This window comes from Burkholderia sp. Ac-20349 (genome assembly GCF_017104865.1).
GTDB classification, from domain to species: Bacteria; Pseudomonadota; Gammaproteobacteria; order Burkholderiales; family Burkholderiaceae; genus Burkholderia; species Burkholderia aenigmatica.
In genome coordinates this window covers 24,084-49,080 of the sequence record NZ_JAAGPM010000015.1, presented here as the reverse complement: position 1 = coordinate 49,080, position 24,997 = coordinate 24,084, and the positions used below count along the sequence as shown (strand labels likewise).

Genomic DNA, 24,997 nt, shown 5'->3' with positions numbered 1-24,997 from the left:
CTGGTCATGTATTCATCATGAAAAAGTGATGGGCCGATATTAAAACAGAATCATCACCTTATGGCGGATCCCTAGAATCACCTTCATGGATCGCGCCGGGACTGGCCTGGCGCCCGTGCCCGGATCGGAAAAACATGAAACAGACAGAGACACAGCAGCAGGCCGCGTTCGACTATCACGAATTTCCGACCCCGGGAAAGATCTCGGTCGTCGCCAGCAAGCCGCTCGTGACCCAGCGCGATCTCGCGCTGGCCTACACGCCGGGCGTGGCGGGCGTGTGCGAAGCCATCGCCGCCGATCCGCTGCAGGCGCACCGTTTCACGAGCCGCGGCAATCTGGTGGGCGTGATCACGAACGGCACGGCCGTGCTGGGTCTGGGCAACATCGGCCCGCTCGCGTCCAAGCCGGTCATGGAAGGCAAGGCCGTGCTGTTCAAGAAGTTCGCGGGGATCGACGTGTTCGACATCGAGATCAACGAAACCGATCCGGACAAGCTGGTCGACATCATCGCCGGTCTCGAGCCGACCTTCGGCGGCATCAACCTCGAGGACATCAAGGCGCCCGAGTGCTTCACGGTCGAGCAGAAGCTGCGAGATCGCATGAAGATTCCGGTCTTCCACGACGATCAGCACGGCACCGCCATCACCGTCTCCGCCGCGTTCATCAACGGGCTGAAGGTCGTCGGGAAGTCGATTTCGGAGGTGAAGGTCGTGACGTCGGGGGCCGGCGCCGCCGCACTGGCCTGCCTGGACCTGCTGGTCGACCTCGGGCTGCCGGTTGAAAACGTCTGGGTGACCGACATCGAAGGCGTCGTCTATCGCGGCCGCACTGCGCTGATGGACCCGGCCAAGTCGCGCTTTGCGCAGGAAACCGACGCGCGCAAGCTCGCGGAAGTGATCGGCGGCGCGGACGTGTTCCTGGGCCTGTCGGTCGGCGGCATCCTGACCGCCGACATGCTGAAAGAGATGGCGCCGCGTCCGCTGATTCTTGCGCTGGCCAATCCCACGCCGGAAATCTTCCCGGAACTGGCGCATGCGACGCGCGACGACGTCGTGATCGCGACGGGCCGCTCGGACTACCCGAACCAGGTCAACAACGTCCTCTGCTTCCCGTACATCTTCCGCGGCGCGCTGGACGTGGGCGCGACGACGATCACCCGCGAAATGGAGATCGCCGCGGTTCACGCGATCGCGGGGCTGGCCGAGGAAGAGCAGAACGAAGTCGTTGCGGCCGCCTATGGTGCGTACGACGTGGCGTTCGGCGCGCAATACCTGATTCCGAAGCCGTTCGACCCGCGCCTGATCGTCCGCATCGCGCCGGCCGTGGCCAAGGCGGCGATGGAAGGCGGCGTGGCGAAGCGCCCGCTGACCGATCTCGACGCGTACGTCGAGCAACTGCAGCAATTCGTCTACCACTCCGGCGCGTTCATGAAGCCGCTGTTCGCGACGGCGCGCCAGCTGGTGCGCGACGGTGGCAAGGCGCGGATCGTCTTTACCGAAGGCGAGGACGAGCGCGTGCTCCGCGCGGTGCAGGTGATCGTCGACGAGAAGCTGGCGCGTCCGATCCTGGTCGGGCGCCCGGAAGTGCTGCTGGCGCGCATCGAGCGCTTCGGGTTGCGGATCCGGCTCGGGCAGGATGTCGAGGTGACGAACCCCGAGTATGACGAGCGGTTCCCGCAATACTGGACGACGTACTGGGAACTGCGGTGCCGGGACGGCATCTCGAAGGAAATGGCGCGGGTCGAGATGCGCCGCCGCCTGACGCTGATCGGCGCGATGATGGTGCGGCTCGGCGATGCGGACGGGATGATTTGCGGGACGGTGGGCGAGTATCACAACCACCTGCGGTTCGTCGACGAGGTGATCGGGAAGAAGCCGGGTGCGTCCACGTATGGGGCGATGAACATCCTGTTGCTCGATCAGCGGACGGTCGCGCTGGTGGATACGCACGTCAACGACAACCCCGATGCGGAGCAGATCGCGGAATTCACGATTGCCGCGGCACGCCAGATGGAATGGCTGAATCTGACGCCGAAGGCGGCGTTGCTGTCGCGCTCGAACTTCGGGTCGGGCAGTGCGGCTTCGGGCGTGAAGATGCGTCGGGCGCTGGAGATCGTCCGGGAGCAGGCGCCGGATATCGAGGCGGACGGCGAGATGCATGGCGACTGTGCGCTCGACGAGGGCTTGCGGTCGAGGCTGCTGCCGATGTCGCCGCTGAAGGGGGCGGCCAACCTGCTCGTATGCCCGAACGTAGACGCGGGGAATATTGCGTACAACCTGCTCAAGACCGAGGCGGGCAGCAATGTGGCGGTGGGGCCGTTCCTGCTGGGCGTCAATGCGCCGGTGAACATTCTGACGTCGAGCTCGACGGTGCGGCGGATCGTGAATATGGCGGCGCTGACGGTGATTGAGGCGAATCGCAACGCGGGTGCCTGAGTCGGTGCAGAAAGGGGGCGGGTTGACCGGGCGTGGTGTCGTTCGGGGAACCCGCCCCATTTGTTATCGATTCGAACACGTCGTGTCGCGCGGCGTGGGTCGAAACGGCGTTCGGGTTCGTCAATGCGATCACCGGCGGGATCGGCGTTGTTCATATCCCTATGGCGATCTTGACGAGTGCCGTTTATTACAAGATCGTGAAACGACGCCTGATTTTCCCATTTCTTGCACTTCTCCAATCGAAATGACGACGGGATAGGTGGCGCCGAGGGCGAGAAAGCACGAGCCGCTTAATTCCTGGCTGAGCGTCAATAGAGCCCCGATACGAATCTCGCGATCGATATGCGGGCAAGGCCGACTGGCACGGCATCAAAGAGGGGGAAATCCGCCGAATTTCCCGTGCGCAGTGCGCGTTATCCGGGAGTACGGCCGCAGAGCCGCCACTGTTGGCCGGGTTCAGAAAAGAGATGAGTGGTTTAAAGCGACTCACGATAATAATCGGAAATTTTTCCCTGAAAAATTGTGAAGTCTCTTTAATTTCGCGTGCGCCGGTCACATTTTCCGATTATTTGAAATAGATGAGGTGCAACGGCCACTATCGTCTTGTTCCGAAAGATATTTATAATCACCGCTCGGCAGAAACCCCACCTGAATACCAACCAAGGGCAAGCTGCATGGGCCATACCGCGCTTTATAAGACATTGCGTCTTGGCGACGCGCAATACAATCGTCTTGTCAAACTGGATACGCCGCTCGGCGTCGACTGGTTATTGCCGCTCTATGTGAAAGGAACGGCTAGACTTGGCCGCGATTACGAATTCGAGATTGATGCCGTTTCACCACGTGGCAGTCAGATCGAACTCAGCGCGCTGCTCGCCAAGCCGGTCACGCTTTGGATCCAGCAGGCAAACGGCTCATACATGCCGATCCATGGCTATGTTCACCGATTCAGCCGGCTGGGGGCGGATGGGCCGTTGACCTTTTACAAGCTGGCCTTCTCGTCCTGGCTCTATTTTCTACGCCTGCGCCGCGATATGCGTGACTGGCAGGAGCAGAACGGCGAGCAGATTCTGACCGACGTATTCGACCAGCATCCGCAGGCACGCGGCGCGTATCGTTTCGATTTGCATAAACCGCTTCCGTCGTATTCGAACCGCGTGCAATGGGAATACGACCTGAACTTCGTTCATCGCAGCCTTGAAGAGGTGGGCGCGTTCCCGTACTTCGAGCAGGCGGACAATGGTCGGTCGCACACGATGGTGCTGACGGACGACGTTTATTTTGTCCCGCAGCTGAAGCAGCCGGTTGTCGAGTTCGGCCCTACGGAAATCAGCGGCGAACTGGACGGGTTCGCGCAATGGAAGGAGCAGCTCCAGATCGATAGTGCGCAGCTGACGTCGCGCTCGTTCGACTATAAGCGCCCCGATCTTCCTCGGCAGGTGCAGGGTGTGACCGACGTGGACGGCAAGCTGCCGACCGATGGGGAGATCTACGACTATCCCGGCGCGTACATGTGGTCGGATCGTGAGCAAGGCGAGCGTCTTGCGCAGATTAGGCTCGAAGAGCGCAAGTCGCGGATGAAGCGCTTTCACGGCATCGGCGGCTTGCGTTGTGCTATGCCGGGGCGGCGCTTCGAACTGCGCGGCCATCCGGTGCACGATGCGGGCAGTCAACCGGATCGCGAATTCGTTCTGCTCGGCGTCGACTGGTTGATCTGCAATAACCTGCCCGGTCTGGACGAAGCAGAGCAATTCCCCGACGGGCTGGCTGAGGAGGTTGCGCAAGCGAAGGCGGGCGCGACGGTTCGCCATGCCGATGGCAGCGAAGGTTTCTTTCAGGTGATGGTCGAAGCGCAACCGCGCAACGTTCCGTTCCGCAGCCCGTTCGAACACAAGAAGCCCGTGATGCAGTTGCAGAATGCGATCGTGGCCGGGCCGAGCGGCGAGGAGGTTTATACCGATTCGCTGAACCGGGTGAAGGTGTGGTTCCACTGGAATCGCCGCAACGGCCAGGATGAACGCGCGTCGTGCTGGGTACGTCCGACGTTCCTTGATGCGGGCTCGAGCCGTGGCGGGATTCAGCCGCTACGCAAGGGCGACGAAGTCGTCGTGGGCTTCATGGAAGGTGACTGCGATCGGCCCGTCATCATCGCGCGGATGTACGGGGGCGCGACGCAGCCGGTGTGGCACACAAACGGTTTGCTGTCCGGTCAACGCTCGCGCGAGTACGGCGGCACCGGCTACAACCAGCTCGTGATGGACGACTCGACGCAGCAGAATCGGGTTCACCTTTACTCGAGCAGCTACCAGTCTCATTTGCACCTCGGGTACCTGATCCAGCAGACCGACAATACGCGTGGTGCGTTCCTCGGTAGCGGTTTCGACCTCAAATCGGACGCCTATGGCGCCATTCGGGCGGGGCAGGGCCTGTTCGTATCAACGCACCCGACAGCGACGAACCAGCCGTTGAACGTGACCGCTGCATCCGAGCAGTTGGCCAGTGCGGAAACCGTTGTCGATCTGACGTCACAGGCGAGTTCGGCGAACCAGGCGGAGAGCCTGCAAGAAGGGCAGGACGCGCTAAAGAAATTCACCGACGCGACGCACTATAGCGTGAGCGGTGGCGCCGGCAGTGGCGGCCGGACGGACGGGGGCGGCACGGGCAACGCGAACGGCTTTTCGACACCGATCATGCTGATGGCGAGTCCTGCGGGCTTGGGGCTGTCGACTCAGGATTCAGCGCAACTGACGGCTAATCAGCAAGTCAATATCGTCAGCGGTAAGAGCACGCACGTGGCGGCCGGCAAATCGCTGATCGTAAGTGTGATGGAGAAGATTAGCCTGTTCGCGCAGAACGCGGGGATCAAGCTGTTTGCTGCGAAGGGGAAGGTCGAGATCCAAGCGAAAAGCGATGCCATGGCACTGACCTCGCAACAGGATCTGAGCATCACGAGTGTCGACGGTCGGGTGGTGATTTCGGCTGACAAGGAGATCTGGATTGGTGCAGGCGGGTCGTACATCAAGATCACGCCGGATCTGATCGAGAACGGGACAACCGGCCAGATTCTCGAGAAGGGTGCGTCGTGGAGCAAGCAGGGTGCATCGTCGATGCGCTTGCCGGCACAGATTACGAGTGTCACGAAGGGATGCTCCTGGCAGACCGCGTCGGCGTCCGCTAATAGCGCCTCTACCGTCGTGCTGGAGTAAGTCGATGTCAGACATGCAGACACAGGGGCGTGACGGTATTGAGGCGGACGATTCCGTGGCGGAGGAGGCCAGGATTCGCGGGCAGGTTAGTGCATTGACGGCTTGGTTTAACCGGCATCCGGACATGCATTGCTTGTTGCTCGTTGACCCGAGCCAGAGGGATCCGCTGGCCGACGACGCTGGTGACAGTTCGTCATTCGCCGACCTACCCAAGACCGAAGTGGTCATCGATCACGAAGCGGTTTCGCCCACACATTACCCCTACCTTCTCGAACTGGATCTCGACACGGATTCTGGTGTTGCCGCGCTGGAAGTAAGCGTGCAGTTGGCGTTCGAGGACAGGCACCCGCAATCGATGGCCGAGGGGCTGGGGCAACGCATCGGTGGTTGGCTGGCCAGTTCTGCATCAGCGCGAGAGGTCGCGGCACATTGCTCGCGTCTCGCTCTTCAGAACGACGATCAGGGTCGTCTTTGCTTGCTGAGATTTTACGATCCTCGTTCGCAGGCGCTGCTCTGGCCTATGTTGGCACCAGTGCAGCAACACGCGTTGTTGGGGCCCATCCAAGCATGGCATACCCTCGACGCTGGAGCGGCGCCCATCATTCGCATGAACACTATGGGACGACGAGACGACTTTGCGCTAGACGCCGCGCAATGGCAGGCTATCCATTGCCATGGCATCGTCAATCGCGCACTTGCGATGCATGCATACGATCTCGACCGCCAACCGAAGCAACACGAGGTCGATGCAGCTGTGGCGGCGTCGCTGAGGGCTCGACGCTATGGCCTAACCGACGAGGCTGACGAGGTGGCTTTTGTCGGCCATGCGCTCTCGTGGCATCCGGAGTTCGACTTGCATCCGCGGGTTCTGCAGATACTCGGCACCAGGATCGATGGGGATCTTTATGTCGAACGGATCGACGAGCTCACTTCGGACGAAATTGCGGAAATTCGGAATGGCGTCTGGCATGAGCGCTTGCGTGTCTCGGATAACGCTGGCGGCCGCGCCTGAACCCTATAACGAATAACGAAACAGATCATGGCAAACACTCCTCTGACTTGTACCGCGACGTGCCCGAACTGTATGAAATCCGGTCTCGCGATCTTGCCGGCTCGGTATGCCGTTGTGCCGAAAACCATGTCGAATGCGATGCCTCCCGGCATCGTTGGTCCGGGCGTCACGGACATCTCCTTGAGCGCGCATCACTACAGTCTGAGAACGTTGCGAGAGGGCTGGCTTTATCTTTTCTACGAGAAGGGCGCCCGTGGCAGCAACTACTGGGAAGCCTACCGCGTGACCGAAGACGGGCGGCTCTGGAAACAGACGATCCCGTTACCGTCGGTGCCGAAGACGGACCCAGCGTGCGCGCAGGGCGGCGGCGCCGTGCCGATGGATGTTATCTCCATCGAGAAGCCCGAAAAGGCGACGCGAGTCTTCATCGCCTTCTCCGAATATCCGTGGATCAAAGAAGTTTTCGAGAAGTATACGACGTCCTCGAAACTGCGCGGCGAACGTATGCAGGTCATTATGCCGGCTACGTGGATCAAGACGGGAAGTGGCATGTTCGGTATGCAGAAAGGCGAGGCCGGACATGCGACCGTTGCGACACAGGCCGGGATAGACCAGATCGTCGAGTATCAGCCGGGCTTGAAGGCAGACTTGCTCGCTCCGCCAGCCAAACCGATCGTGGTAGATGATTATGGGCGTGCAACGGACGATACCATTTGGGAGCAGGAAGCCACGCGCTATCCCTTGTATATCCGTCAAACCTCGCCGTCGGGCTCGGCCAGCAAGGATCTGGTAAAGCTGATGAACGACATTGGCGAGAATGCTGGCGGCACGCCCCATAAACCGATGCTGCTGGCGTTGTGGGATGGGATAGGTATCGCGCACGAACTTGCTGGGTTCCACAACGATCCCGCTGGCACGCTGATGCGCTATACCAGCATGCAGCCGCTTCGCGTCGATGCCACGCAATCCATCGAAGCGGCCGAACGGTCGGTTCGAAGTGGAGCCGCATTGAGCGAGAGCCTCCTGCGCCAAGGGATGATGAGTGCTGCGCTTGGTGCGGGTGACGGCGGCATTATGGCACCCAGCGCACTCGAGATGATTGACAAGGCAGGACAACTCACGCCGGAAGAAAAGCGAACTGCAGGTAACAAAGCCTGGCACAAGTACCAAGCGAGCCTCAAGGGCGGGAAATGGCCGAACAACTTTAGTACCTGGTTCGATAAAGTCACCCTCAAGGTCGAACAGTTGCAGAAGCAACGTGTGCCCGACCGCGACGCCTGGCTGTCCTCCGATGCGTTCCGGCATGCGCTCAACGATTACCATTCGGATGACGCGGGCGATGGCTTGGCGTTTCACGGGGTGATTGACGAGGCGTACGCTGGATTGTCGGCGACTGATCCGGGGCTACGTATTGTTGAAAAACTCATCAACAACATGGATCCGACCGATGAGCGCAGCTATTACTGGCGGGCGTTCGCGTATAACCAGACCGATATTCGCGAAGAGATGAAGACGTACCTGGCGATGGTGCGGGCCGGCCAAAGCGAATCCATCGTGGACCGGGCCGCGTCGTGGTACGTGACGAAGCAGGCATCGCTCTATCTCGATCTTGGCTATCTGAAGGCATTCGTAAAGTTCTACGAAAAGGTCGAGGACATATTCAAGCACGAACGCGCCGGGTCGGCGACCGAGCGCCCGCTCAAGGCACTGGGGATCGAGCGATTGATGCTGTGGTCGGGGCGTGCGATGGTGAATGTCTTCGGACCGATTTCCCGTTCCGTTGGCGGGATCTTGATCAAGGGCGCGCTTTTGGTCCGTGGGGGCCTCGTACTGGATGACGCGAAACGCATCGTGGCGGAGCTGGCTGCCTGGGAAGGGCAAATGGATACCGCGGTAAGCAAAGCGATATGGGACATCAAGGCGAAGAATCCGAGTTTGGATCCGATGCAGGTCCGGGCGCAAGCTTATGTCGTGTTGGCCGAAGATGACCGTGGCGCGCTCGTGCGCAAGCTGTATGCGGAGGCGCGGCTTACTCCGAATGCCACGCGGGACAAGGCTGCGGCGTCGGTGAAGCTTTCCGGGGCGTTGTTCATCATCGAGATGATGAATTACTTCCTGCTCTGGACAAAGCCGAACAAGACATCAGATGACGAGTTAGCGATTGCGAGTGGGACATTATCGTTGGTTGGGGCGGGGCTGAACGTCTACAACAAATGGCTGAGCAGCTTTGGCAAGACTTCGGCGAGCATGACACTTGCGAACTTGAAAGTCGCCGCGAGTTGTTTGGGGGGGATTTCATCGTTTATTTCAGTCTGGATTGATGTTCACAAAGCATTTTCTGGTTCGAAATCTGGGAATATAAAACAAACTTTTTTCTATGCTTTCAAGGGATTCTTTGATCTTGGGATCGGAGTCGCGACTGTCCTGACAGCTATTAGCTCTTCTGCACCCCTGCTAATGCGATCGTCCAGTTTGTCTCCGGGAAAGGTGCGATTCCTAGGCCGGCTTGCGGCGCGCACGGCTGGTGCCCAGGCTCGGATCGAGGGCAAGGCGGCAGGTCTAGCTGGGCAAAAACTGGGGGCATTTGTCGGGGATGCGGTACTCAAGGAGGTCGGGGCTTACGCAGGGGAGACCGTTGCGGCCGGGCTTGCGGCTGAAGTAACCGCGGGAGGATGGCTCTTGTTTAGTGGACGTCTGATCCTGATCGCAACGGGCTGGGAGGTGGGCGTGATCGTGACGGTCATTACGCTGATCTACAACTACTTCACGCCGGACGATCTTGAAAACTGGCTATCCAGTTCGCCATTCGGAACCGCGCCAGACAAAGGGCTTACATTGGACAAGCAGCAGGCCGCGTTTGAGAAAGCGCTCGGTGCAACGGGATATTGAAGATGGAAAATAAGCAGACTACCGCTCCAGTGCTTCTGCGCGGAATTATCACGGAAATGACGAAGTGTCGTGCCTCCTATGAAACCATCTTCACCGAAGAGGATAAGCGGGCAATGGAGCGCACTGCGATCGTTGCAGCATTGGCAGGCTTGAATGATATTGCACTTAACCTCAGCACATCCACGGAATTCACGGATACGGTGGGTGACCTTGTGACTTTCCAGCTGAACGGCGAAGAAATTCGCGCGTGGCTTTGGCTGTCTGTTTTCGAAAATGGGGACGAGGTCGAGGTTGTTGCGGATCGAGCAGAGTCTGGGTGGATGGGGTACGCAATCAGACGATGCAGTGATGGTATTTTATCTGTTCATCCGCACTGCGAGCGCGGAAGTCGAGCGTTATTTAAATTTTTCTTGAAATTATCTTTGTCATTTTGGAGCGGTTGCGCATTAGTCATCACATTAATTTTGGCTGCGATGTCTATGCGCGATAGTGAAGGGCGGGAAACTTTAGTGCAGGGCTTGTTGCTCGCTTGGCTTTCAGTTGAAATCATGGCTATATTTATAGCCTATAGAGTCAGTCGACGATTCAAGAGGCAATTGCCGATGGCCAATAAAATATTTGCGACATTTGGCTGGAAAGATCCTCCTAACGTTAATTTGCCGAAAGCGTCTAAGAAATTGAGGCGACCTGAAGATACGTGGCAAATGGGGAAACTTATTTTTCGCTACAACGAGTCCTGATTTTTCGCAGGATAGGAAACGAAGCGCCCTCAACCGTTCACTAGACGGAGCCCACTATGAGTAAGGCGTTAGTGTGCGATGTCGATCCGACTATGACCAACGGGCGTGTCATCGCGACCGCATCGAGTAACCGTTTGTGGGCACGACGCGCCCAATCGCAGGCAACTGAGGGTGCCATCCGCGTGGGGTGCTGAACCGCATGGCGGACATCGCACGTCCGCAATCCGTTCGCATCGCCTGACGCCCTAAACTTACGAGTCACTTCGTCCTCACACTCGATTTATGCAACAACGCCGTCTGATCCTGATCGCAACGGGCTGGGAGGTGGGCGTGATCGTGACGGTCATTACGCTGATCTACAACTACTTCACGCCGGACGATCTTGAAAGCTGGCTATCCAGTTCGCCATTCGGAACCGCTCCAGACAAAGGACTTACATTGGACAAGCAGCAGGCCGAGTTTGAGAAAGCGCTCAGTGCAACGGGAAATTGAAGATGGAAAATAAGCAGACTGCCGCTCCAGTGCTTCTGCGCGGAATTATCACGGAAATGACGAAATGTCGTGCCTCCTATGAAACCATCTTCACAGAAGAGGATAAGCAGGCAATGGAGCGCACGGCAGTCGTTGCAGCATTGGCAGGATTGAATGATATTGCACTTAACCTCAGTGCATCCACGGAATTCACGGATACGGTGGGTGACCTTGTGACTCTCCAGCTGAACGGCGAAGAAATTCGCGCGTGGCTTTGGCTATCTGTTTTCGAAAATGGGGATGAGGTCGAGGTTGTTGCCGAGCGGGCGGAGGCTGGATGGATGGGGTACGCAATCAGACGATGTAGTGATGGTATTTTATCCGTTCATCCTCACTGCGAGCGCGGAAGTAGAGCGTTATTTAAATTCTTTATGAAGATCTCAATGTTATTTTGGAGCGGTTGCGCATTGGTGACGATGCTTGTTGTAACTGCAATGGTAATGTTTGGCGGAGCATTTAATCAGTGGAAAATGATGGCTGAGGTCTATCTGGTAGGCGGATTAGCGCTGGAGATGGTTGCTTTGTTTATTGCATTTAGGGTTTGGTTAAGATTTAAAAAACAATTGCCAATGGCAAATCGGATATTTGCGACATTTGGTTGGAAGCATCCGTCCAATGTTGATTTGCCGAAGGCGTCAAAAAGGCTAAGGCAACCCGAAGATACGTGGCAGATGGGGAAGCTTATTTTTCGCTATAACGAATAATGAGTTCTCGCAGGATGGGCAGTGCCCCCTCAACCGCTTACTAGACGGAGTCCACTATGAGTAAAGCATTGGTATGTGATGGCGATCTGACTACGACCGGCGGGCGAGTCATCGCGACCGCTTCGAGTATGTACGATGGCGACAGACGTATCGCTCTGGATCACGAAATGGCAACGTGCACTAAATGTCCCGGCGAGCATCCGATCCAGGGTAGCGGAACCGATATGCAAGAGGACGGCAGATCATGCGTCTTGGATGGTGACCTGGTGCTTTGTCCGTGTGGAGCGAATCACGTCAAAGCAGGCAGTGGTTCGGGATGTTCGACAGTCTGAAGAAGAAACGCGTCCCATGCTGATGCGGCATCAGCTTACCTGTTTGGTCGGGCCATGCCGCAGCCCGTCAGGCGAGCGGAATTGTGCCAGGGCGCGGTGTGCAGCGCCGAATTTCTCCACCAGTGTTAGCCGACATCACGACAAGTTGGACAAAGCTTGTTGTCTGCGCATGCCCCGTGAAGAAGTGATCCATCACGCCGATGAACGCGTTCAAACTGACGGCGGCAAACGCTTGTTCATCGACCGTCAACGTCACTTCTAGACTCCGCACGAAACTTGGCATGGGTTTTCCGGGAAGCCAGAGCTGTTTGGTCCGATGGCTCAGGTTCGTTAGTCCGTCGAGCAATTTCGCGTGTCCCGCAGAATGAGCGGTGAATTGGCGGAACAGGCGTTTCAGCTCCGCAAGCCCGGTACGGGTTAATTCAATCGAGTGCGGGGCGAACTGCGTAATGAGCCGCCAAGCCGCATCGCCCTCCTTCGACAATCGCGTGACTTCCGTAGGTGCGTCCAGCATCACGATGCGCGAAACCATCGTTCCCTGCTCGTTCACAAGATCACCATCCTCGGCGCCGGCCCGCATCGTGCGAGGGCGATTGCCATTCGAACAGGTGACGTCTGCCGTTATCTGTTCGATTCCGGTGTCGGTTGCCGGTCGGCCGTCGAGTTCGATCAGGCTGAGCGCGGTTTCCTTCTTTCCCGATGGCGGGGCCGCATCGTGTTGTGTGAGAACCCAGTAGGGGGCGCCCGGTTTGGCGGAACTGCCGTGCATGAGCGACGTGAATGGATGAATGATGTTCGCTCTGGAGCTGCCTGTCGTGGCACGGACCGACTCGACAGACCAAACTTCGACACCAGCAGCGTCCGTATTCTGGGATTGCACGGGGTACGTGTTCGTGATTGGATTCCGCTTGAGTGGCAGCGACGTAAGCCGGAACAGGTTGACGATCGGTGTGCAAAAGAGCTTCAGATTGTCTGCCGACAGATCTTTTAGTCGCTGTGCCGTCCACGAATCTGGATGAACGCCGCAAATGGCGAGATGCAAGGTAAGTTGCTGGTTGGAGCCCGCCGTATGCGCGAGCGCGGCGAGGTCGACGTCAACGAAATCGAATTTCTTGGGAAACGCAAAGTATTCGCACAGTAGCCGCAGGGCTGGCGGCCCGTCGTCTTCGTCGAGCAGTTTCTCGGTCGCATCGTAGCCGGCAGCGAGTGGCAGTGTGGCCAGCGTTGACCAGCGACGTTCAGCGTTTTCGACGAAGGCGGCTGCCGTGCGCATCGTCATCGTATCCATTGCCGCGCTGACGACTTCGTGGGGGCCGTTGACATGGATGCGCAACGGACTGGGGACGGCTTCGATGCGAAAGTCGGGGCGGGCAACCGCAAAGGTGATGGAGAGCAGGCCGGTAGTGCCGGCGGGCAGGACGACGTCGGAGGGAACGGCAGTTGCCGGGGCGTAGCGCGCAGCCGAAATTCGCACGGGAGCTAACGTTACGTCATATACGGTTCGGAAGAGACAGTCTTCTACCTTGCTTGCGAGTTCGGTGTTTCGGGCAATGAACGATGGCTCAGTGAGCTTTTCAAACATGTCTGGCCTGATGGAGGAACTGGGGCTGATCTGTAAGCAGCCCGGCCGCCATGCATACAAGCAGGCCACGGTCGAGCGAATCGACATCCCGAATCGTCTCAATCGCCAGTTCGTCGTCGATGCGTCAAACCAGGTCTGGTGTGGTGACATTACGTATGTCTGGGCCCAGGGCCGTTGGCATTACTTGGCGGCGGTGCTCGATCTGTTCACGCGACGGATCGTAGGCTGGGCGTTCTCGACACGCCCTGACGCCGATCTGGTTGTGCAAGCATTGGACATGGCCTATGAGCAGCGCGGCCGACCGCAGGGGTTGCTGTTCCACTCGGATCAGGGCGGTCAATACGCTAGCCGGAAGATCCGTCAGCGCCTGTGGCGCTATCGGATACAGCAGAGCATGAGTCGCCGTGGAAATTGCTGGGACAACTCCCCGATGGAGAGACTGTTCCGCAGTCTCAAGACCGAATGGGTGCCGTCGGTGGGTTACATGACGGCGCAGGAGGCACATCGGGACATCAGCCATTACCTGATGCACCGGTACAACTGGATGCGGCCGCATCAGTTCAATGACGGACTGGCACCGGCTGTCGCGGAAGAAAAACTTAACGCAGTGTCCGGAATGAGTTGACCACTACAGATCGCCGTCGTTCGTCAGATGGGCTGGCACGGTTGCATGCCGCTGCACAGACGCGTGGCGGGCGATGCCTGGCTGATCGCTATGACGGCGTACTTGCTCAATACACCTTTGAGTGCGCCGAAGGTCATAGATGGCAGACGGCAGGTGGCCGAGTATTGCGGGGGAGCTGGTGCCGGCAGTGCGCAAACGCGCATGTCGGTGACGTCTTGCGACATGCGGATGGACTGGCGATGCTTCAGGCTAACGCGGAGGCCAATGGCGGTGAATGTCTGGATGAGCAGTATCTAGGAACGCATCGTCGTCATCGGTTTCGTTGCAGTGAAGGCCACGAGTGGACGGTGAAGGCTGGGAATATTCTGCGAGGGAGTTGGTGTGCGCGCTGCGGCATCGAGCTTCAGCGCTTGACGATTGAAGATGCGAGGAGGGTCGCTCACGAACGAGGGGGCGGGTGCTTGTCGGACGAGTACGTCAACGCGCGCAGCCGGCTCACATGGCAATGCCATCGCGGTCATGTCTGGCAGGCTAATTTCGACAACGTCAAGAACAAGGGCAAGTGGTGCCCAGATTGCAGAAACTTGAACCAGATTGCAAACGCGAAATCGAAGGCGAGACGGCGCTATGAGCCGAATGGTTGATGGTGCGGTATCGAGTTGATGTCGAGCATGGTGTCGAATGAGCCCTGTACTGGAGCAGGTAAGATCGCAATATTTTCATTGCAAATGCTTGCTGACATTCTCACACCAGACGAGTTGGAATCGTGGTGCTCTCGTTGCGTATTTGGTACTGGGCAAGAGGCGATTCTACGGGTGAAGGATCATAGTGTCGAAAAATACAAGGACATGGCGCAACAGGAAAAGGATTTCGAAAAGGCAATGGTGGGGATGTCATGAGCTCGGAGCGTGAATATGCGGTTCAAGTACTGCGAGGGTCGATCGCCAATTTGAAGTGTCGGCGCCGCCAGCAGGACTTCGTCTTAAATGAGGCACAGCATGCCTACATGCAGGCTACTGCTGCAGGTGCTGCATTGGCTGGCATGGGTGCATCGGCCATCGGCCTGATTCAGATGTCCGCGAATTCCGAGGAGGAGGCGGATTGGGTAGAGTTCGAACTCGACGGCAAGCACGTCGAGGGATGGCTCTGGAAGATGCCGATGAGAGATGGTGAAGCAGTGGAGATTGTTGGTGAGCCGCGTGGGCGCGACCGGTATTTTGCCTATTCGATCCGGAGGCTCGGTGACGATGTGGTTGCGGTGTACCCGCATGCGACGAGGGGGAGGTCGGCCCTCTATCGTTGGCTCATGAAGGTCATGTTGATTACCGTAGTTATTTTGAATGTAGTGGGGAGTCTGCTTACATTCACCGGTACGGGGATGGATCGGGGAACTCTGGCAATTGTAATGGGTGGGGCGTGGCTTTTCTCGCTCTTGCTTTTTTGGATCCTATTTCATCGCGCTTACCTGAAGATGAGGCATTTTTCTCGATTGGCTGAAGTTATTTTTTCTTGCTATGGATGGCGCGATGTGCGTGAAATTGATCTCGTGCGTTCGTCAAAGAAGATGAAGCAAAGCAATCGAGATATCGAATATGGCGCTCATTACTTTCGCTATCGACCATAAGGTATTCGGAAATGATGAATCTCATATGCGTCGGCGATGACACCGACCACGGCGGCAAGGTGATCACTGGTTCATCGATCCTGATGTCAAATCGAGTCTGATTGTCGAGGGCGGTGAGTCTATGGCTGGTAACAGTGTTCCGATTGCTCGGCACGATCATCGAACGACCTGTCGATGCCATCTGATCCATGAGTCGGGTCTGGGATTCGGTAAAGCAGAGCGACGAATTTGAGAGGGCGTTGAAGGTAATGGGTCTTTCGGCTGACGGAACGGATCAATGACGGCAAACACGGAAAAATCCTCTCCTACCCGATTGTTGAGAGGGCATATCAAGGATCTTCGTAGCACGAGGCAGTTTCAGGAGTTCTTGTTTACCGATGCGGATCGAACGGCGATGGGCGCAACGGCTGTTGTGGCTGGGCTGGCGGGTCTGGGTGGGGTGGCCATCGGGCTAGCCGCGTCTGCGGACGATACGGCCGAAGAAGCCGCTTTGCTTGAATTTGAACTGGACGGGAAGAGCATTCGTGCGTGGGTATGGTTATCCGTGTTCAAAGAGGGTGATGAAGTCGAGATTGTCGCAGAGCCGTTTGGTGAGATATGGCGTGCATTCGGCATCAGACGTGTCAGTGACCGAATCGTAGCGCTCCATCCGCATTGCAGTCGAGGCCGATATGCCCACTATAAGGCAACGGCGCGATGGTGGTTTTTAATATATTCGTCAATGATGTTGGTTATGGTTTTTTTGGGGTTGGTTGTCATCCCATTTAAAGAGATTCATGACTGGTTTGCAGTATTTTATATGTATGCGGTCGGAGGAGGGATGGCGGCAGCTGTTTTTGGCGTGATCGCATTCAACATATCCAGGAAATTTATGGGATTTGTTCGTCTGGCTGAGGGGATTTTTTCCGGTTTCGGTTGGAAGAACGTGAAAAATATTGACCTGCCTGCGATCACGAAAAAGAGCAAGCAGCCTGGCGAGCCAGGTGCATTAGGTGTCTTGTATTTCCGTTACTAACCGTAGTTCGCTCACTCGAAGGTTGGGCCTCACTCATGATGAATCTCATCCGTGTCGGCGATGACACCGACCACGGCGGCAAGGTGATCACTGGCTCATCGACGATGCGCTTCGACGGCCGTTTTGTTGCCCGCAAGGGCGACGAGGTATCGTGTCCTCAGCATCCCGACGTCAAGCCGAATCTGATTGTAGAGGGCGATGAATCAATGACCGACAACGGTGTTCCGATTGCGCGGCACGGTCATCGGGCGACCTGCGGCTGCCATCTGATTTCGAGCCTTACCTGATCCGCGCGGATTTCGTGCGTGCCATGACGCCGGGATTGGGGCCGCGGGAAAGTCAGGTCAGCGGGATCGTGCCCGGCCTCGGTGCGCAGCGTCGAATCTCTCTGCCGTTATTGGCAGACGTCACGACGAGTTGAACGAAGCTTGTCGCGGGCGCGTACATGGCGAAAAAGTGGTCCATGACGACGATGAACGTGCTGAGGCTGGCAGCGGCGAATGCCTGTTCATCGACCGTCAACGTGACTTCCAGGCCCCGCACGAAGCTCGGCATCGGTTCTCCCGACAACCAGAGCTGCCTGACGCGATGGCTCAGGTTCGTCAGGCCATCCAGCAGGTTCGCGTGTCTCGCCGCATGATTGGAGAATTCGCGGAGCAGGCGTTTCAGCTCCACAAGGCCCGCGCGAGTCAGTTCGATCGAGTGTGGGGCGAGCAGCGCGATAAACCGCCATGCCGCATTGCCATCGCGCGGCAAACGTTCGACCTCCGTCGGAGCGCTCAACATCACGATGCGTGACACCAGCGCGCCCTGCTCATTGACCAGATCGCCATCGTCGGCGCCGAATCGCATCGTGCGAGGGAGGTCGCCATTCGAGCAGGTGACATCTACCACGACCTGCTCAATCCCGGTGTCGGCAGCGGAGCGTCCGTCAAGTCCAACCAGATCGAGTGCGGCTTCCTTCCTGTCCGATGGCGCGGCCACATTGCGTTGTTTGGGCACCCAGTAGGGACCGGCCGGCCTGGTAGAGCTGCCGTGCATGAGCGACGTGAACGGATGAATGACGTTCGCCCGGGATGCGTTTGTCGTGGCGCGGACGGCGTCGACCGAGCAGATTTCGACGTCGGTGGCATCGGTATTCTGGGACCGGACGGGGTACGTGCCACTGATCGGGTCTCGCTTGAGCGGCAGTGACGTGAGTTGGAACAGGTTGACGATTGGCGTGCAAAAGAGCCTGAGATGGTCGGCCGACAGATTCTTCAACCTCTGGGCAGCGGGCGAATCCGGGTGAATACTGGAAATGGCGAGGTGGAGTGTCAGACGTTGCGCGGAGCCTGCCGCACGCGCGAGCGACGCGAGATCGACGTCGACAAAATCGAATTTCTTCGGATACGCAAAGTATTCGCTCAGCAACGTCAACGCTGCCGGGCCGTCATCTTCGTCAATCAGCCGCTCGGAATCACCGTAGCCGACTGCGGCAAGGGGCGGCGCGTTCAGTGCTTCCCAGCGATGTTCAGTGTCCTCGACGAAGGCTGCGGCCGTGTATATCGTCATCGCATCCATGGTGGCGCCGACGATTTCGCTGGCGCCACTGATGTGGATGCGCAACGGGTGGGGCATGGCGTCGATGCGGAAGTCCGGCCGGGCAACGGCGAAGGTGATTGAGAGCAGGCCGGCCGTGTTCGGGGGCAGCGCCACGTTAGACGGGGCGGCCGACGCCGACGTGTAGCGCGCATCCGAAATACGTACGGGTGCCAGCGTGACGTCATATACGGTTCGGAAACGGCAGTCTTCGGTCTTGCTGACCAGCTCGGTTGCGCGGGGAACGATGGACGGCTCGGTGATCTTGTCGAACATGTCCGAGACATCGAACTGAGCGACCGCACATGCCGGAAACGCGCGTAGATACCGGGGGTAAAGCATGCCGAGGAGGGCTTCGGCAAACTCCGGATAACTGTCATCGAGCCGGCTGTCTATATCCGCCGCGAGGAGCGCGAACGACTGCAGCATTCGCTCGAGATGGGGATCTTCGGAACGGTCGCCGCTAATCCCGAGCCGAATGGCAATCTTGGGATAGCGCGATGCGAAGGCGGCAACCGATCGGCGTAGTAGTGCAAGTTCTCGTTCGTAATGCGGAAGCAGGTAATCCATCGCGTAAAGTGAGGAACCGGCACGACGACAAAACTGTCTGTTCGCCGTCTGGCGGTTGCGCTGAATGGTGTCAGGCATACTAAGGTCGGCTGTCGCTATGATAACCGCTTAATCGGCGATGCTCTTTGAAGTGTTCTCGACCCACTGGCAGGCCAGCGATGCCGCGATTGAGTGAAGTTCCCGAGCCGTCCACCGACCAAGCCTGATTTCAATAAGACTCTCCGCAGCGAACGGCTGCCTGCACCGATGCGTCAGATACCTTTTCTTGCTTTTGCGCTCTCGGCCCTCGTGCCCGGTCTACTGTGGTCGTATTTCACCGGCGATCACGGGTCACTGAAATATTCCATTCCAATCGCCTATTTCGGCACGGCAGTGTTCGCCATTCCACAATATCTGCTGGTAGTGAAATACTGGCGCGTTTCCGTGATCGCATCGTGTCTGTGTGGCGGTATGACGGGATTGTTGACGTGGATTGCCACCTTTTTGATTTACACGTCGATCTGGGATGACGATCTTTTCAAAGCCGGTTTGTCGGCCGCCTTGGGGTTTCTGGCGTTCGTATGCCTGGGTGCGGTGGCGGGATTCGTGTTCTGGCTCATGCATCGTTGGCAACGATCCAACGGCTGATCCGTGCGCGCGAAGCCATGTCACGTGCCTACGTCGTGGCGGCTTCCGTTACCGGTCGCCTGGCGAGCGTCCGTGTCGCGTGCGGCGCCTGCCGCGGGGGCGCACTTGTCGGTCGAGGTGGGCGGCCACCCGCTTCGAGCGTTGGCAATCGTTTGCCCCCGGCCACCCGGACCTCGGCTTTACCCTGACGCGCATACGTCGAACGCCCGCCGGCTCCCCGCGCCAGCCTTCCGCACCGATGCTGCAGTGCAATTGATCAGTATCTCGTAACAATAGCCCGGTCGCGACGCCCCGAAGTGCTCATTTTCGATACCAATCCTAACGATGTTTTGGGGGCTCGCTAGTTCGGATATCATCCGATAATTAGCTTTTATTTTCGTCTAAAATCGCGCTTCTTCTTACTTTAGGATGGAAGGCGTTTTGAAAAAACTGACGAAAAATCTCTCGCGCACGGCCATCGCCGCATGCGTTGCTTATGCCGGGCTCATGCCCTTATCCCGGCCCGCCGAGGCCCAGGTCGAACCGCTGAAGAATCCCGTCTACGGTGTGACCCTCGACGACCTGACCAAGCTGGACGCCATCGTCGCGTCGCTGCAGAACTTGCCGTACAAGCCCACCGTGCGTGTCGTGTTCGATCCGGGTACGTCTGCGGCCGACTACTACGCACCGCTGCTGCGCCTGCACGCAGTCGCGTACGTGATGGGCGAAGTCTACGATTCTTACTATTTCCCGACAGATCTCGCCACGTACAAGGCACGGACGCAGGAACTGGTGTCGCAGTTGAAGAACACCGTCGACGTCTGGGAGATCGCGAACGAAATCAACGGCGAATGGCTGCGTACTGACCCGAGCGGCACGAACTCCGTGGTCAACTCGGAAGAGCAGCAGATCGGTCAGATGGTTGCCGCGGCCAACCAGATCGTCAAATCGAACGGCGGCAAGACGGCCATCACGCTGTACTACAACGACGACAGCAAGGGCAACAACTGCTGGGAGAAGCCGCTGGATTACTGGAAGACGTGGCCGACCACCTTCCTGTCCTCGACGGTCCGCCAGCAGGCCGACTACGCACTGTTCAGCTACTACCCGTACCAGGATTGCCCGGGGCTGAATCCGACGTGGAAGAACGACTTCGCAGCGCTGGAAAGCATCTTCCCGAACGCGAAGGTCGGCTTCGGCGAAATCGGCACCTCGGACACCGCCGCGCCGGCATCGGTGCAGCAGAACCTGATCAAGACGTACTACCCGATGGTCAACAGCATGACCGATCCGCGTTTCATCGGCGGATTCTTCTGGTGGAACTACGTCGAGCAAATGCTCCCGTATTCGACGAGCTCGTACTTCCAGCTGTTGCGTCAAACGATCCTTCCGCTCAAGTCGCCCAACTAAGCGAAAAGCGCTGTTCAAGATCAAGCGTCAGCGTCGATGGCTAGAACCACAATGTCGCGCGTACCACGAGACCACGTGCGCGTGCCGCTGACGTCAACCCGAACCGGTATTGCACCGTGACATCCAGGTAGCTTGCCGGCGCGCTATACCGGCCTTCGCGAAACCAGTACCGCAACTGGATGCCGGGCCCGGCGCCGATCGCCGTCTTGTCCGGTTGTCGATTGTCGTGATCGCCGGCCACCGCGGCGTGCGGGTAGATGGTCAGCCGATCGCTGATCATCGGCAAGCGCCAGGTGTGCCCGTAACGCAACTCCGAATAAATGATGTACCGACCCGCGCTGATGAAGTACGCGCCCTCCACATACGCCTGCCAGCTGCGCCAGCTCGGTTCGGTCACCCTCAGGTCGGTGCCGGCTTCCGACGAATAACCCAGGCGCATCAGCCAGTCGGTCGTCGACAGGGCGCCGACGTGGAACAGCCGCTCGGCGGTCAGCACGACGTTCTGGTCGGGCAGCGGCTTGTAGCGTGCGCCCACCGAACCCTGTACGGTCGGCATGCCGGTCACGTTGCCCGTCCCGTCGTAGGCCGTACCGTATCCGCGCACGAAGAACTGGAAGATGCGGCCGTTCTGATAGCCGATCTTCGGCGGCTGCCAATACACTTCGATACCCGGCTGCAACACGCTGATGGTGCCTTGCGGGCCGAATGCGGCCGACTGGTACGGCGCGCTCAGCACGAACCCCCAGCTGCGCTGAAGCTGTTCGACTTCCCGCCGATAGCCGAACTTGTGCTGCGCGTCGAACGTGTGTTCGTTTTCGTCGGCGTCGAGGCTGTGCTCGAACAGATCGATGGACTCCTGGTTCAGCCCGATCCGCTTGGCGGCGTAGCCCGCGTCCGCGTAGTTCATCGCGTTGCCGGCGCCGCCGGAAAATCCCTCCTGGAATGCATCGAGCGCCTCGCGATCCTTGTGGTCGCGCAGCAGGTCATAGGCTTCCTGCAGCTTCTGCTGCGCGGTATTGTCCACCGGCGCCTGAGCGGCCTGATCGTCTTGCCGCGCCTGCGCCGCGATCGACGCGGCCATGTTGCGCTCGCCATCGGACGTCGCATCGCTGGCGGCCAGGTCCGCCATGCGGATCGCGGTGTCGCGGTCGCCTGCCTGCAGGCTCAACTGTGCGATACGCAACTGGACCACGGCCGATTTCTCATCGGCCAGCGGCGTCAGTGCAATGCCGGCTTCATGCGGACGCTTCGCCGCGAGCGCGCTGTCCGCCCAGGCGAGGCGCAGGTTGCGCTGCTGTTCCTTGCTCCATTTCCCGGTCGCGACGGCCGCGGCGAAATCGCTGCAGGCAACGTCGTAGCGCATCTGCCGCTGCGCCAGGTAGCCATGCTGTGCGCGTACCGCCGCACTCTTCGGAAAACGAACGATCAGCGATTCGGTCATCGCGTCCGCTTGGTCGACTTTTCCTTCCCTTCTGTAGACATCGACGAGCAGCAGCCCGAGCTGTTCGCTTCCAGGTTGAATCTTGATGGCACGCGACGCATACCCTTCCGCGAGGGGCAGGTCGCCGGCATTGATCGCCTTGTAGGCGCTGTCGGCGAGCCGGTAGGCTTTGGGCGTCAGGTGCGGGGCGGCGGATGCCGGCGCCTGCCAGGCCAGCGACACGGCGATCGCCAGTGCGCTCAACCGTGCGCAGCGCTTGAGGCTGGCCGCGAGCGGGAGTCTCGAATGCTTCATGCCTGTTCTCCCGACGGTTTTTTCGCGGGAGCGTCCTGCTGCGCCGACGGATCGCCGTCGCGTGCGCGTACGAGTTCGACGAAGCGCGAGTGCCGGGCGAGTTCGGCGGTAATCTCCAGATCGCAGGCAATGAAATAGGCCACCTTCGCCCGGGCGCCGCGCCGCACGACATCCTGTTCGTCCGGCGTGAGCGGTCGCCCGACCGCGATGTTCAACGTGCCGTCGTCCGCCGTTGAAAACGGGACGGCGCGATACGCGTACTGCAGCTCGAATGCCAGCGAATCCGCGAAGTGGCCCACCGCGACGTTGCTCAGGCACACCCGAGGCAGTTCGGCTTGCTCGGCGATTGCATCCGCCAGCGATTCGGTCGAGAGCGCGCTACCTTCGATCAACAACTCGCCCAGCCGCTTGCCGCAGATCAGCTGCTTCTCCAGGCTCGCCTGCAATTGTTCCAGCGTGACCACTCCCCAACCGACGAGAATCTCGCCGATCTTGAGGCGCGCTTTGCCGAGTTCCTTGTTCGACAGGTAGGTATGACTGGTCTTGTCCCACGCGATGGGCTTGCCGCTCGCGAGATGGCCGAGATAGATGCGCCACGCGCGGCAGACCGCGTAGAAATTGATCAGGTTGTTGACGAACATCCGCGGAATCGACAGCAGCCCCTGGACCGGGCCGTTCAGCTTGCTGACGAAGTGATAGCGTTGTCCCGCACGCGCAAACAGCATGGCGGTGTTCACCCACAGCAGCGGCGCGACCCAGGGGCTCGCCGCGAGCGCGGTGGCGCCGACAGGGATGGCATGGCCGGCTTTCTGAAGGGCGGCCAGCAACAGGAAGTTGAGCAGCACGCCATAGGCAATCACCGAAAACAGTGACGTCACGATGCCTTTGCGATCGTGGAAGAACATGTAGCGGGTGAGCAGGTTGCCTTTCCAGCCGAGTTGCTCCCAGCCCTGAAAGGCGATGCCGAGAATCCAGCGCGCGCGCTGACGGTAGGCGGTGCGAAATGTCTTGGGAAAATACTCGCGCGTGGCCAGCAGGTTTCGATTGACGACGCTGCTGCTGCCACTGGCACGCTCGGCCCCGGTGTCGCGCGCGATATCCGAAAGCGGAAAGCGGGCGAAGGTTTCCTTCATGCCGAGGTCCCTCAGCCGAAAGCTGAAGTCGTAGTCCTCGGTCAGCGAACTGGTGTTGAACGGGCAACCGTTGCGTTCTTTCATCGCCGCTTCGATCGAGCGCCTGCTGTAGCACGACGCCACGCCCGCGCCCGGGACGATGCCGGTCAGGCGGGCCCGCACCGGCACGTCCTTCTGGTGCGTTTCGCTGAAGTCGTCCAGGTAGCAGCCGGCGACGAACTCGTTCCACTTGCGCGGCAAGGACAGCACGGGAAGCTGGACCAGGTCGCTCTCCGCTACCGCGTGATTGAGGTACTTGAGTTCGACCGGATGAATGACATCCTCGCAGTCGTGCATGACGACGCCCGCGAACTGGATGTGATGAACCGCTTCGTAGCGCAGGATGGCTTCGACGATCCAGTTCAGGCAATCCGCCTTGCAGGTCGGCCCGTCGTTCATGACCGTCGCGCGCGTGACCCTGCCGGGATACCGGCGGACCATCCGCTCGACCTCGGCCGTGGTTTCGGCATCGTTGTGATAGGTGCCGACGAAGATCACGTAGCGCTCGTATTCGAGGGTCGCCAACGTGTTTTCGATCATCTTGGCGATCACGTCATATTCTTTCCAGGCCGGCACCATCAGCGCCAGATGGCGCTCTTCCAGCGCGCGCAGCATGCCGATATCGATCGTTTGCGATTTTTCACGGCGCAGGATCCGACCGATTTCAAAGGACCAGTAACAGGCGTCCAGCGTGAGGTCATCCAGTGTGCTCACCAGGATGACGATTGCGGTCACAATGGTGACAAGGTTAAGTGCATATAAATACGCACTCCAAATCATGTTATCCATCATTCTTTCCGCGCTGTTATCTTGTATTGGATTATTTCCCCTCGTACCGGCGCAAGACGAAACGTTCCCCGTCTTCGCCGCCCCCGTCACGTCCACTCCGTGGTGTGCGCCACGCGAATGCCTGCCGCTCGAAAAGGCGCTGCGCCGGGCGCGACCCTCCTCGATGCAACGTGTTCAGTGGATGACTTTTCGACAACCCGGTCCCTGCTTGCCTGCTTCCGTCCCAGCGTGCTTCAACACGCTTGCCGCCACGCTCCACCCGGCGCACGCGCAGTGCTCCCCGCGCACCGACTTCGCAACCCACTGCTCATGAAGCAAGTCGTGCGCCATCGCTGCGTGACCCTTGAGCCTGAGGGCGTCACGGGGCGTCGCACAGGATCGGCCCATCGAATCCGAGCCAAATGTTTCAGTGCTGAAACACGCGGTAGATCGACCGGAT

The 24,997-nt window shown here is 58.9% G+C and carries 17 protein-coding genes and 3 pseudogenes; 16 read left to right on the top strand and 4 right to left on the bottom strand.

Going from position 1 to position 24,997, the window contains the following annotated elements:
* The first annotated feature begins 134 nt into the window (after nucleotides 1-134).
* The 9 genes and pseudogenes from G3N61_RS08305 (at nucleotide 135) to G3N61_RS08265 (ending at nucleotide 11,849) form a co-directional block, all read left to right on the top strand.
* On the top strand, nucleotides 135-2,435 hold the full coding sequence (locus G3N61_RS08305) for an NADP-dependent malic enzyme (protein WP_205822140.1): 2,301 nt from the start codon (nucleotides 135-137) through the stop codon (nucleotides 2,433-2,435).
* Between the two features lie 674 nt (nucleotides 2,436-3,109).
* Nucleotides 3,110-5,641 carry a type VI secretion system Vgr family protein gene (locus G3N61_RS08300; protein ID WP_205822139.1) on the top strand — a complete coding sequence of 844 codons (2,532 nt, stop codon included), beginning with the start codon at nucleotides 3,110-3,112 and terminating at the stop codon, nucleotides 5,639-5,641.
* Between the two features lie 4 nt (nucleotides 5,642-5,645).
* Nucleotides 5,646-6,653 (top strand): DUF4123 domain-containing protein, encoded by a 1,008-nt coding sequence (locus G3N61_RS08295; RefSeq protein ID WP_089453711.1) that lies wholly within the window; start codon nucleotides 5,646-5,648, stop codon nucleotides 6,651-6,653.
* A gap of 27 nt (nucleotides 6,654-6,680) precedes the next feature.
* Nucleotides 6,681-9,542: a T6SS effector BTH_I2691 family protein gene (locus tag G3N61_RS08290; RefSeq protein ID WP_277405090.1), complete on the top strand. Its 2,862-nt coding sequence runs from the start codon at nucleotides 6,681-6,683 to the stop codon at nucleotides 9,540-9,542.
* Nucleotides 9,543-9,544: 2 nt separating this feature from the next.
* Nucleotides 9,545-10,282 carry a putative type VI secretion system effector gene (locus G3N61_RS08285; protein ID WP_089453709.1) on the top strand — a complete coding sequence of 246 codons (738 nt, stop codon included), beginning with the start codon at nucleotides 9,545-9,547 and terminating at the stop codon, nucleotides 10,280-10,282.
* Nucleotides 10,283-10,398: 116 nt separating this feature from the next.
* A pseudogene (locus G3N61_RS08280) lies at nucleotides 10,399-10,523 on the top strand (IS5/IS1182 family transposase); the annotation flags it as partial.
* Between the two features lie 41 nt (nucleotides 10,524-10,564).
* A complete protein-coding gene (locus G3N61_RS08275) occupies nucleotides 10,565-10,774 on the top strand; it encodes a hypothetical protein (protein ID WP_089453708.1) in 210 nt (69 codons plus the stop codon).
* Nucleotides 10,775-10,776: 2 nt separating this feature from the next.
* Complete coding sequence (locus G3N61_RS08270) at nucleotides 10,777-11,517, top strand: putative type VI secretion system effector (RefSeq protein WP_089453707.1); 741 nt, start codon at nucleotides 10,777-10,779, stop codon at nucleotides 11,515-11,517.
* A 56-nt stretch (nucleotides 11,518-11,573) separates the two neighbouring features.
* Nucleotides 11,574-11,849, top strand: coding sequence for a PAAR domain-containing protein (locus G3N61_RS08265; protein ID WP_089453706.1), 276 nt, complete (start codon nucleotides 11,574-11,576; stop codon nucleotides 11,847-11,849).
* A 67-nt stretch (nucleotides 11,850-11,916) separates the two neighbouring features.
* Here G3N61_RS08265 and tssF (G3N61_RS08260) read toward each other — a convergent pair whose 3' ends face one another.
* Nucleotides 11,917-13,431: a type VI secretion system baseplate subunit TssF gene (gene tssF / locus G3N61_RS08260; RefSeq protein ID WP_241017641.1), complete on the bottom strand. Its 1,515-nt coding sequence runs from the start codon at nucleotides 13,429-13,431 to the stop codon at nucleotides 11,917-11,919.
* 7 nt (nucleotides 13,432-13,438) lie between these two features.
* On the opposite strand from tssF (G3N61_RS08260), the pseudogene G3N61_RS08255 reads away from it, so the two are divergent.
* The 5 genes and pseudogenes from G3N61_RS08255 to G3N61_RS08240 all read left to right on the top strand — a co-directional run.
* A pseudogene (locus tag G3N61_RS08255) lies at nucleotides 13,439-14,056 on the top strand (IS3 family transposase); the annotation flags it as partial.
* 895 nt (nucleotides 14,057-14,951) lie between these two features.
* Complete coding sequence (locus tag G3N61_RS08250; RefSeq protein ID WP_089453704.1) at nucleotides 14,952-15,680, top strand: putative type VI secretion system effector; 729 nt, start codon at nucleotides 14,952-14,954, stop codon at nucleotides 15,678-15,680.
* An 11-nt stretch (nucleotides 15,681-15,691) separates the two neighbouring features.
* Nucleotides 15,692-15,912 (top strand): annotated as a pseudogene (locus G3N61_RS39455) (PAAR domain-containing protein).
* Between the two features lie 45 nt (nucleotides 15,913-15,957).
* Complete coding sequence (locus G3N61_RS08245) at nucleotides 15,958-16,695, top strand: putative type VI secretion system effector (protein ID WP_205822137.1); 738 nt, start codon at nucleotides 15,958-15,960, stop codon at nucleotides 16,693-16,695.
* Nucleotides 16,696-16,730: 35 nt separating this feature from the next.
* On the top strand, nucleotides 16,731-16,982 hold the full coding sequence (locus G3N61_RS08240) for a PAAR domain-containing protein (RefSeq protein ID WP_043178489.1): 252 nt from the start codon (nucleotides 16,731-16,733) through the stop codon (nucleotides 16,980-16,982).
* 52 nt (nucleotides 16,983-17,034) lie between these two features.
* Here G3N61_RS08240 and tssF (G3N61_RS08235) read toward each other — a convergent pair whose 3' ends face one another.
* A complete protein-coding gene (gene tssF / locus G3N61_RS08235) occupies nucleotides 17,035-18,924 on the bottom strand; it encodes a type VI secretion system baseplate subunit TssF (RefSeq protein ID WP_241017640.1) in 1,890 nt (629 codons plus the stop codon).
* 93 nt (nucleotides 18,925-19,017) lie between these two features.
* Between tssF (G3N61_RS08235) and G3N61_RS08230 the strand changes: the two genes are divergently transcribed.
* Both G3N61_RS08230 and G3N61_RS08225 read left to right on the top strand, forming a co-directional pair.
* The gene (locus G3N61_RS08230) at nucleotides 19,018-19,473 is read left to right on the top strand and encodes a hypothetical protein (RefSeq protein WP_244912129.1); all 456 of its coding nucleotides are present in this window, start codon (nucleotides 19,018-19,020) and stop codon (nucleotides 19,471-19,473) included.
* A 486-nt stretch (nucleotides 19,474-19,959) separates the two neighbouring features.
* Nucleotides 19,960-20,862 (top strand): hypothetical protein, encoded by a 903-nt coding sequence (locus G3N61_RS08225; protein ID WP_230624102.1) that lies wholly within the window; start codon nucleotides 19,960-19,962, stop codon nucleotides 20,860-20,862.
* A 40-nt stretch (nucleotides 20,863-20,902) separates the two neighbouring features.
* Here the strand turns inward: G3N61_RS08225 and G3N61_RS08220 are convergent, their stop codons facing one another.
* Both G3N61_RS08220 and G3N61_RS08215 read right to left on the bottom strand, forming a co-directional pair.
* Nucleotides 20,903-22,597, bottom strand: coding sequence for a bacteriophage N4 adsorption protein A (locus G3N61_RS08220; protein WP_205822136.1), 1,695 nt, complete (start codon nucleotides 22,595-22,597; stop codon nucleotides 20,903-20,905).
* Nucleotides 22,594-24,561, bottom strand: coding sequence for a glycosyl transferase family protein (locus tag G3N61_RS08215; RefSeq protein ID WP_205822135.1), 1,968 nt, complete (start codon nucleotides 24,559-24,561; stop codon nucleotides 22,594-22,596). Before G3N61_RS08215 ends, G3N61_RS08220 begins: the two co-directional genes overlap by 4 nt.
* Between the last annotated feature and the right edge of the window lie 436 nt (nucleotides 24,562-24,997).

Excerpts from the sequence above, each read along its gene's own strand:
- tssF (WP_241017640.1), bottom strand. The coding sequence starts at position 18,924 with ATGCCTGACACCATTCAGCGCAACCGCCAGACGGCGAACAGACAGTTT.
- G3N61_RS08265 (WP_089453706.1), top strand. The coding sequence starts at position 11,574 with ATGAGTAAAGCATTGGTATGTGATGGCGATCTGACTACGACCGGCGGG.
- G3N61_RS08215 (WP_205822135.1), bottom strand. The coding sequence starts at position 24,561 with ATGATGGATAACATGATTTGGAGTGCGTATTTATATGCACTTAACCTT.
- G3N61_RS08225 (WP_230624102.1), top strand. The coding sequence starts at position 19,960 with ATGCCCTTATCCCGGCCCGCCGAGGCCCAGGTCGAACCGCTGAAGAAT.
- tssF (WP_241017641.1), bottom strand. The coding sequence starts at position 13,431 with ATGTTTGAAAAGCTCACTGAGCCATCGTTCATTGCCCGAAACACCGAA.
- G3N61_RS08300 (WP_205822139.1), top strand. The coding sequence starts at position 3,110 with ATGGGCCATACCGCGCTTTATAAGACATTGCGTCTTGGCGACGCGCAA.
- G3N61_RS08245 (WP_205822137.1), top strand. The coding sequence starts at position 15,958 with ATGACGGCAAACACGGAAAAATCCTCTCCTACCCGATTGTTGAGAGGG.
- G3N61_RS08220 (WP_205822136.1), bottom strand. The coding sequence starts at position 22,597 with ATGAAGCATTCGAGACTCCCGCTCGCGGCCAGCCTCAAGCGCTGCGCA.
- G3N61_RS08270 (WP_089453707.1), top strand. The coding sequence starts at position 10,777 with ATGGAAAATAAGCAGACTGCCGCTCCAGTGCTTCTGCGCGGAATTATC.
- G3N61_RS08285 (WP_089453709.1), top strand. The coding sequence starts at position 9,545 with ATGGAAAATAAGCAGACTACCGCTCCAGTGCTTCTGCGCGGAATTATC.
- G3N61_RS08290 (WP_277405090.1), top strand. The coding sequence starts at position 6,681 with ATGGCAAACACTCCTCTGACTTGTACCGCGACGTGCCCGAACTGTATG.
- G3N61_RS08240 (WP_043178489.1), top strand. The coding sequence starts at position 16,731 with ATGATGAATCTCATCCGTGTCGGCGATGACACCGACCACGGCGGCAAG.
- G3N61_RS08295 (WP_089453711.1), top strand. The coding sequence starts at position 5,646 with ATGTCAGACATGCAGACACAGGGGCGTGACGGTATTGAGGCGGACGAT.
- G3N61_RS08305 (WP_205822140.1), top strand. The coding sequence starts at position 135 with ATGAAACAGACAGAGACACAGCAGCAGGCCGCGTTCGACTATCACGAA.
- G3N61_RS08250 (WP_089453704.1), top strand. The coding sequence starts at position 14,952 with ATGAGCTCGGAGCGTGAATATGCGGTTCAAGTACTGCGAGGGTCGATC.
- G3N61_RS08275 (WP_089453708.1), top strand. The coding sequence starts at position 10,565 with ATGCAACAACGCCGTCTGATCCTGATCGCAACGGGCTGGGAGGTGGGC.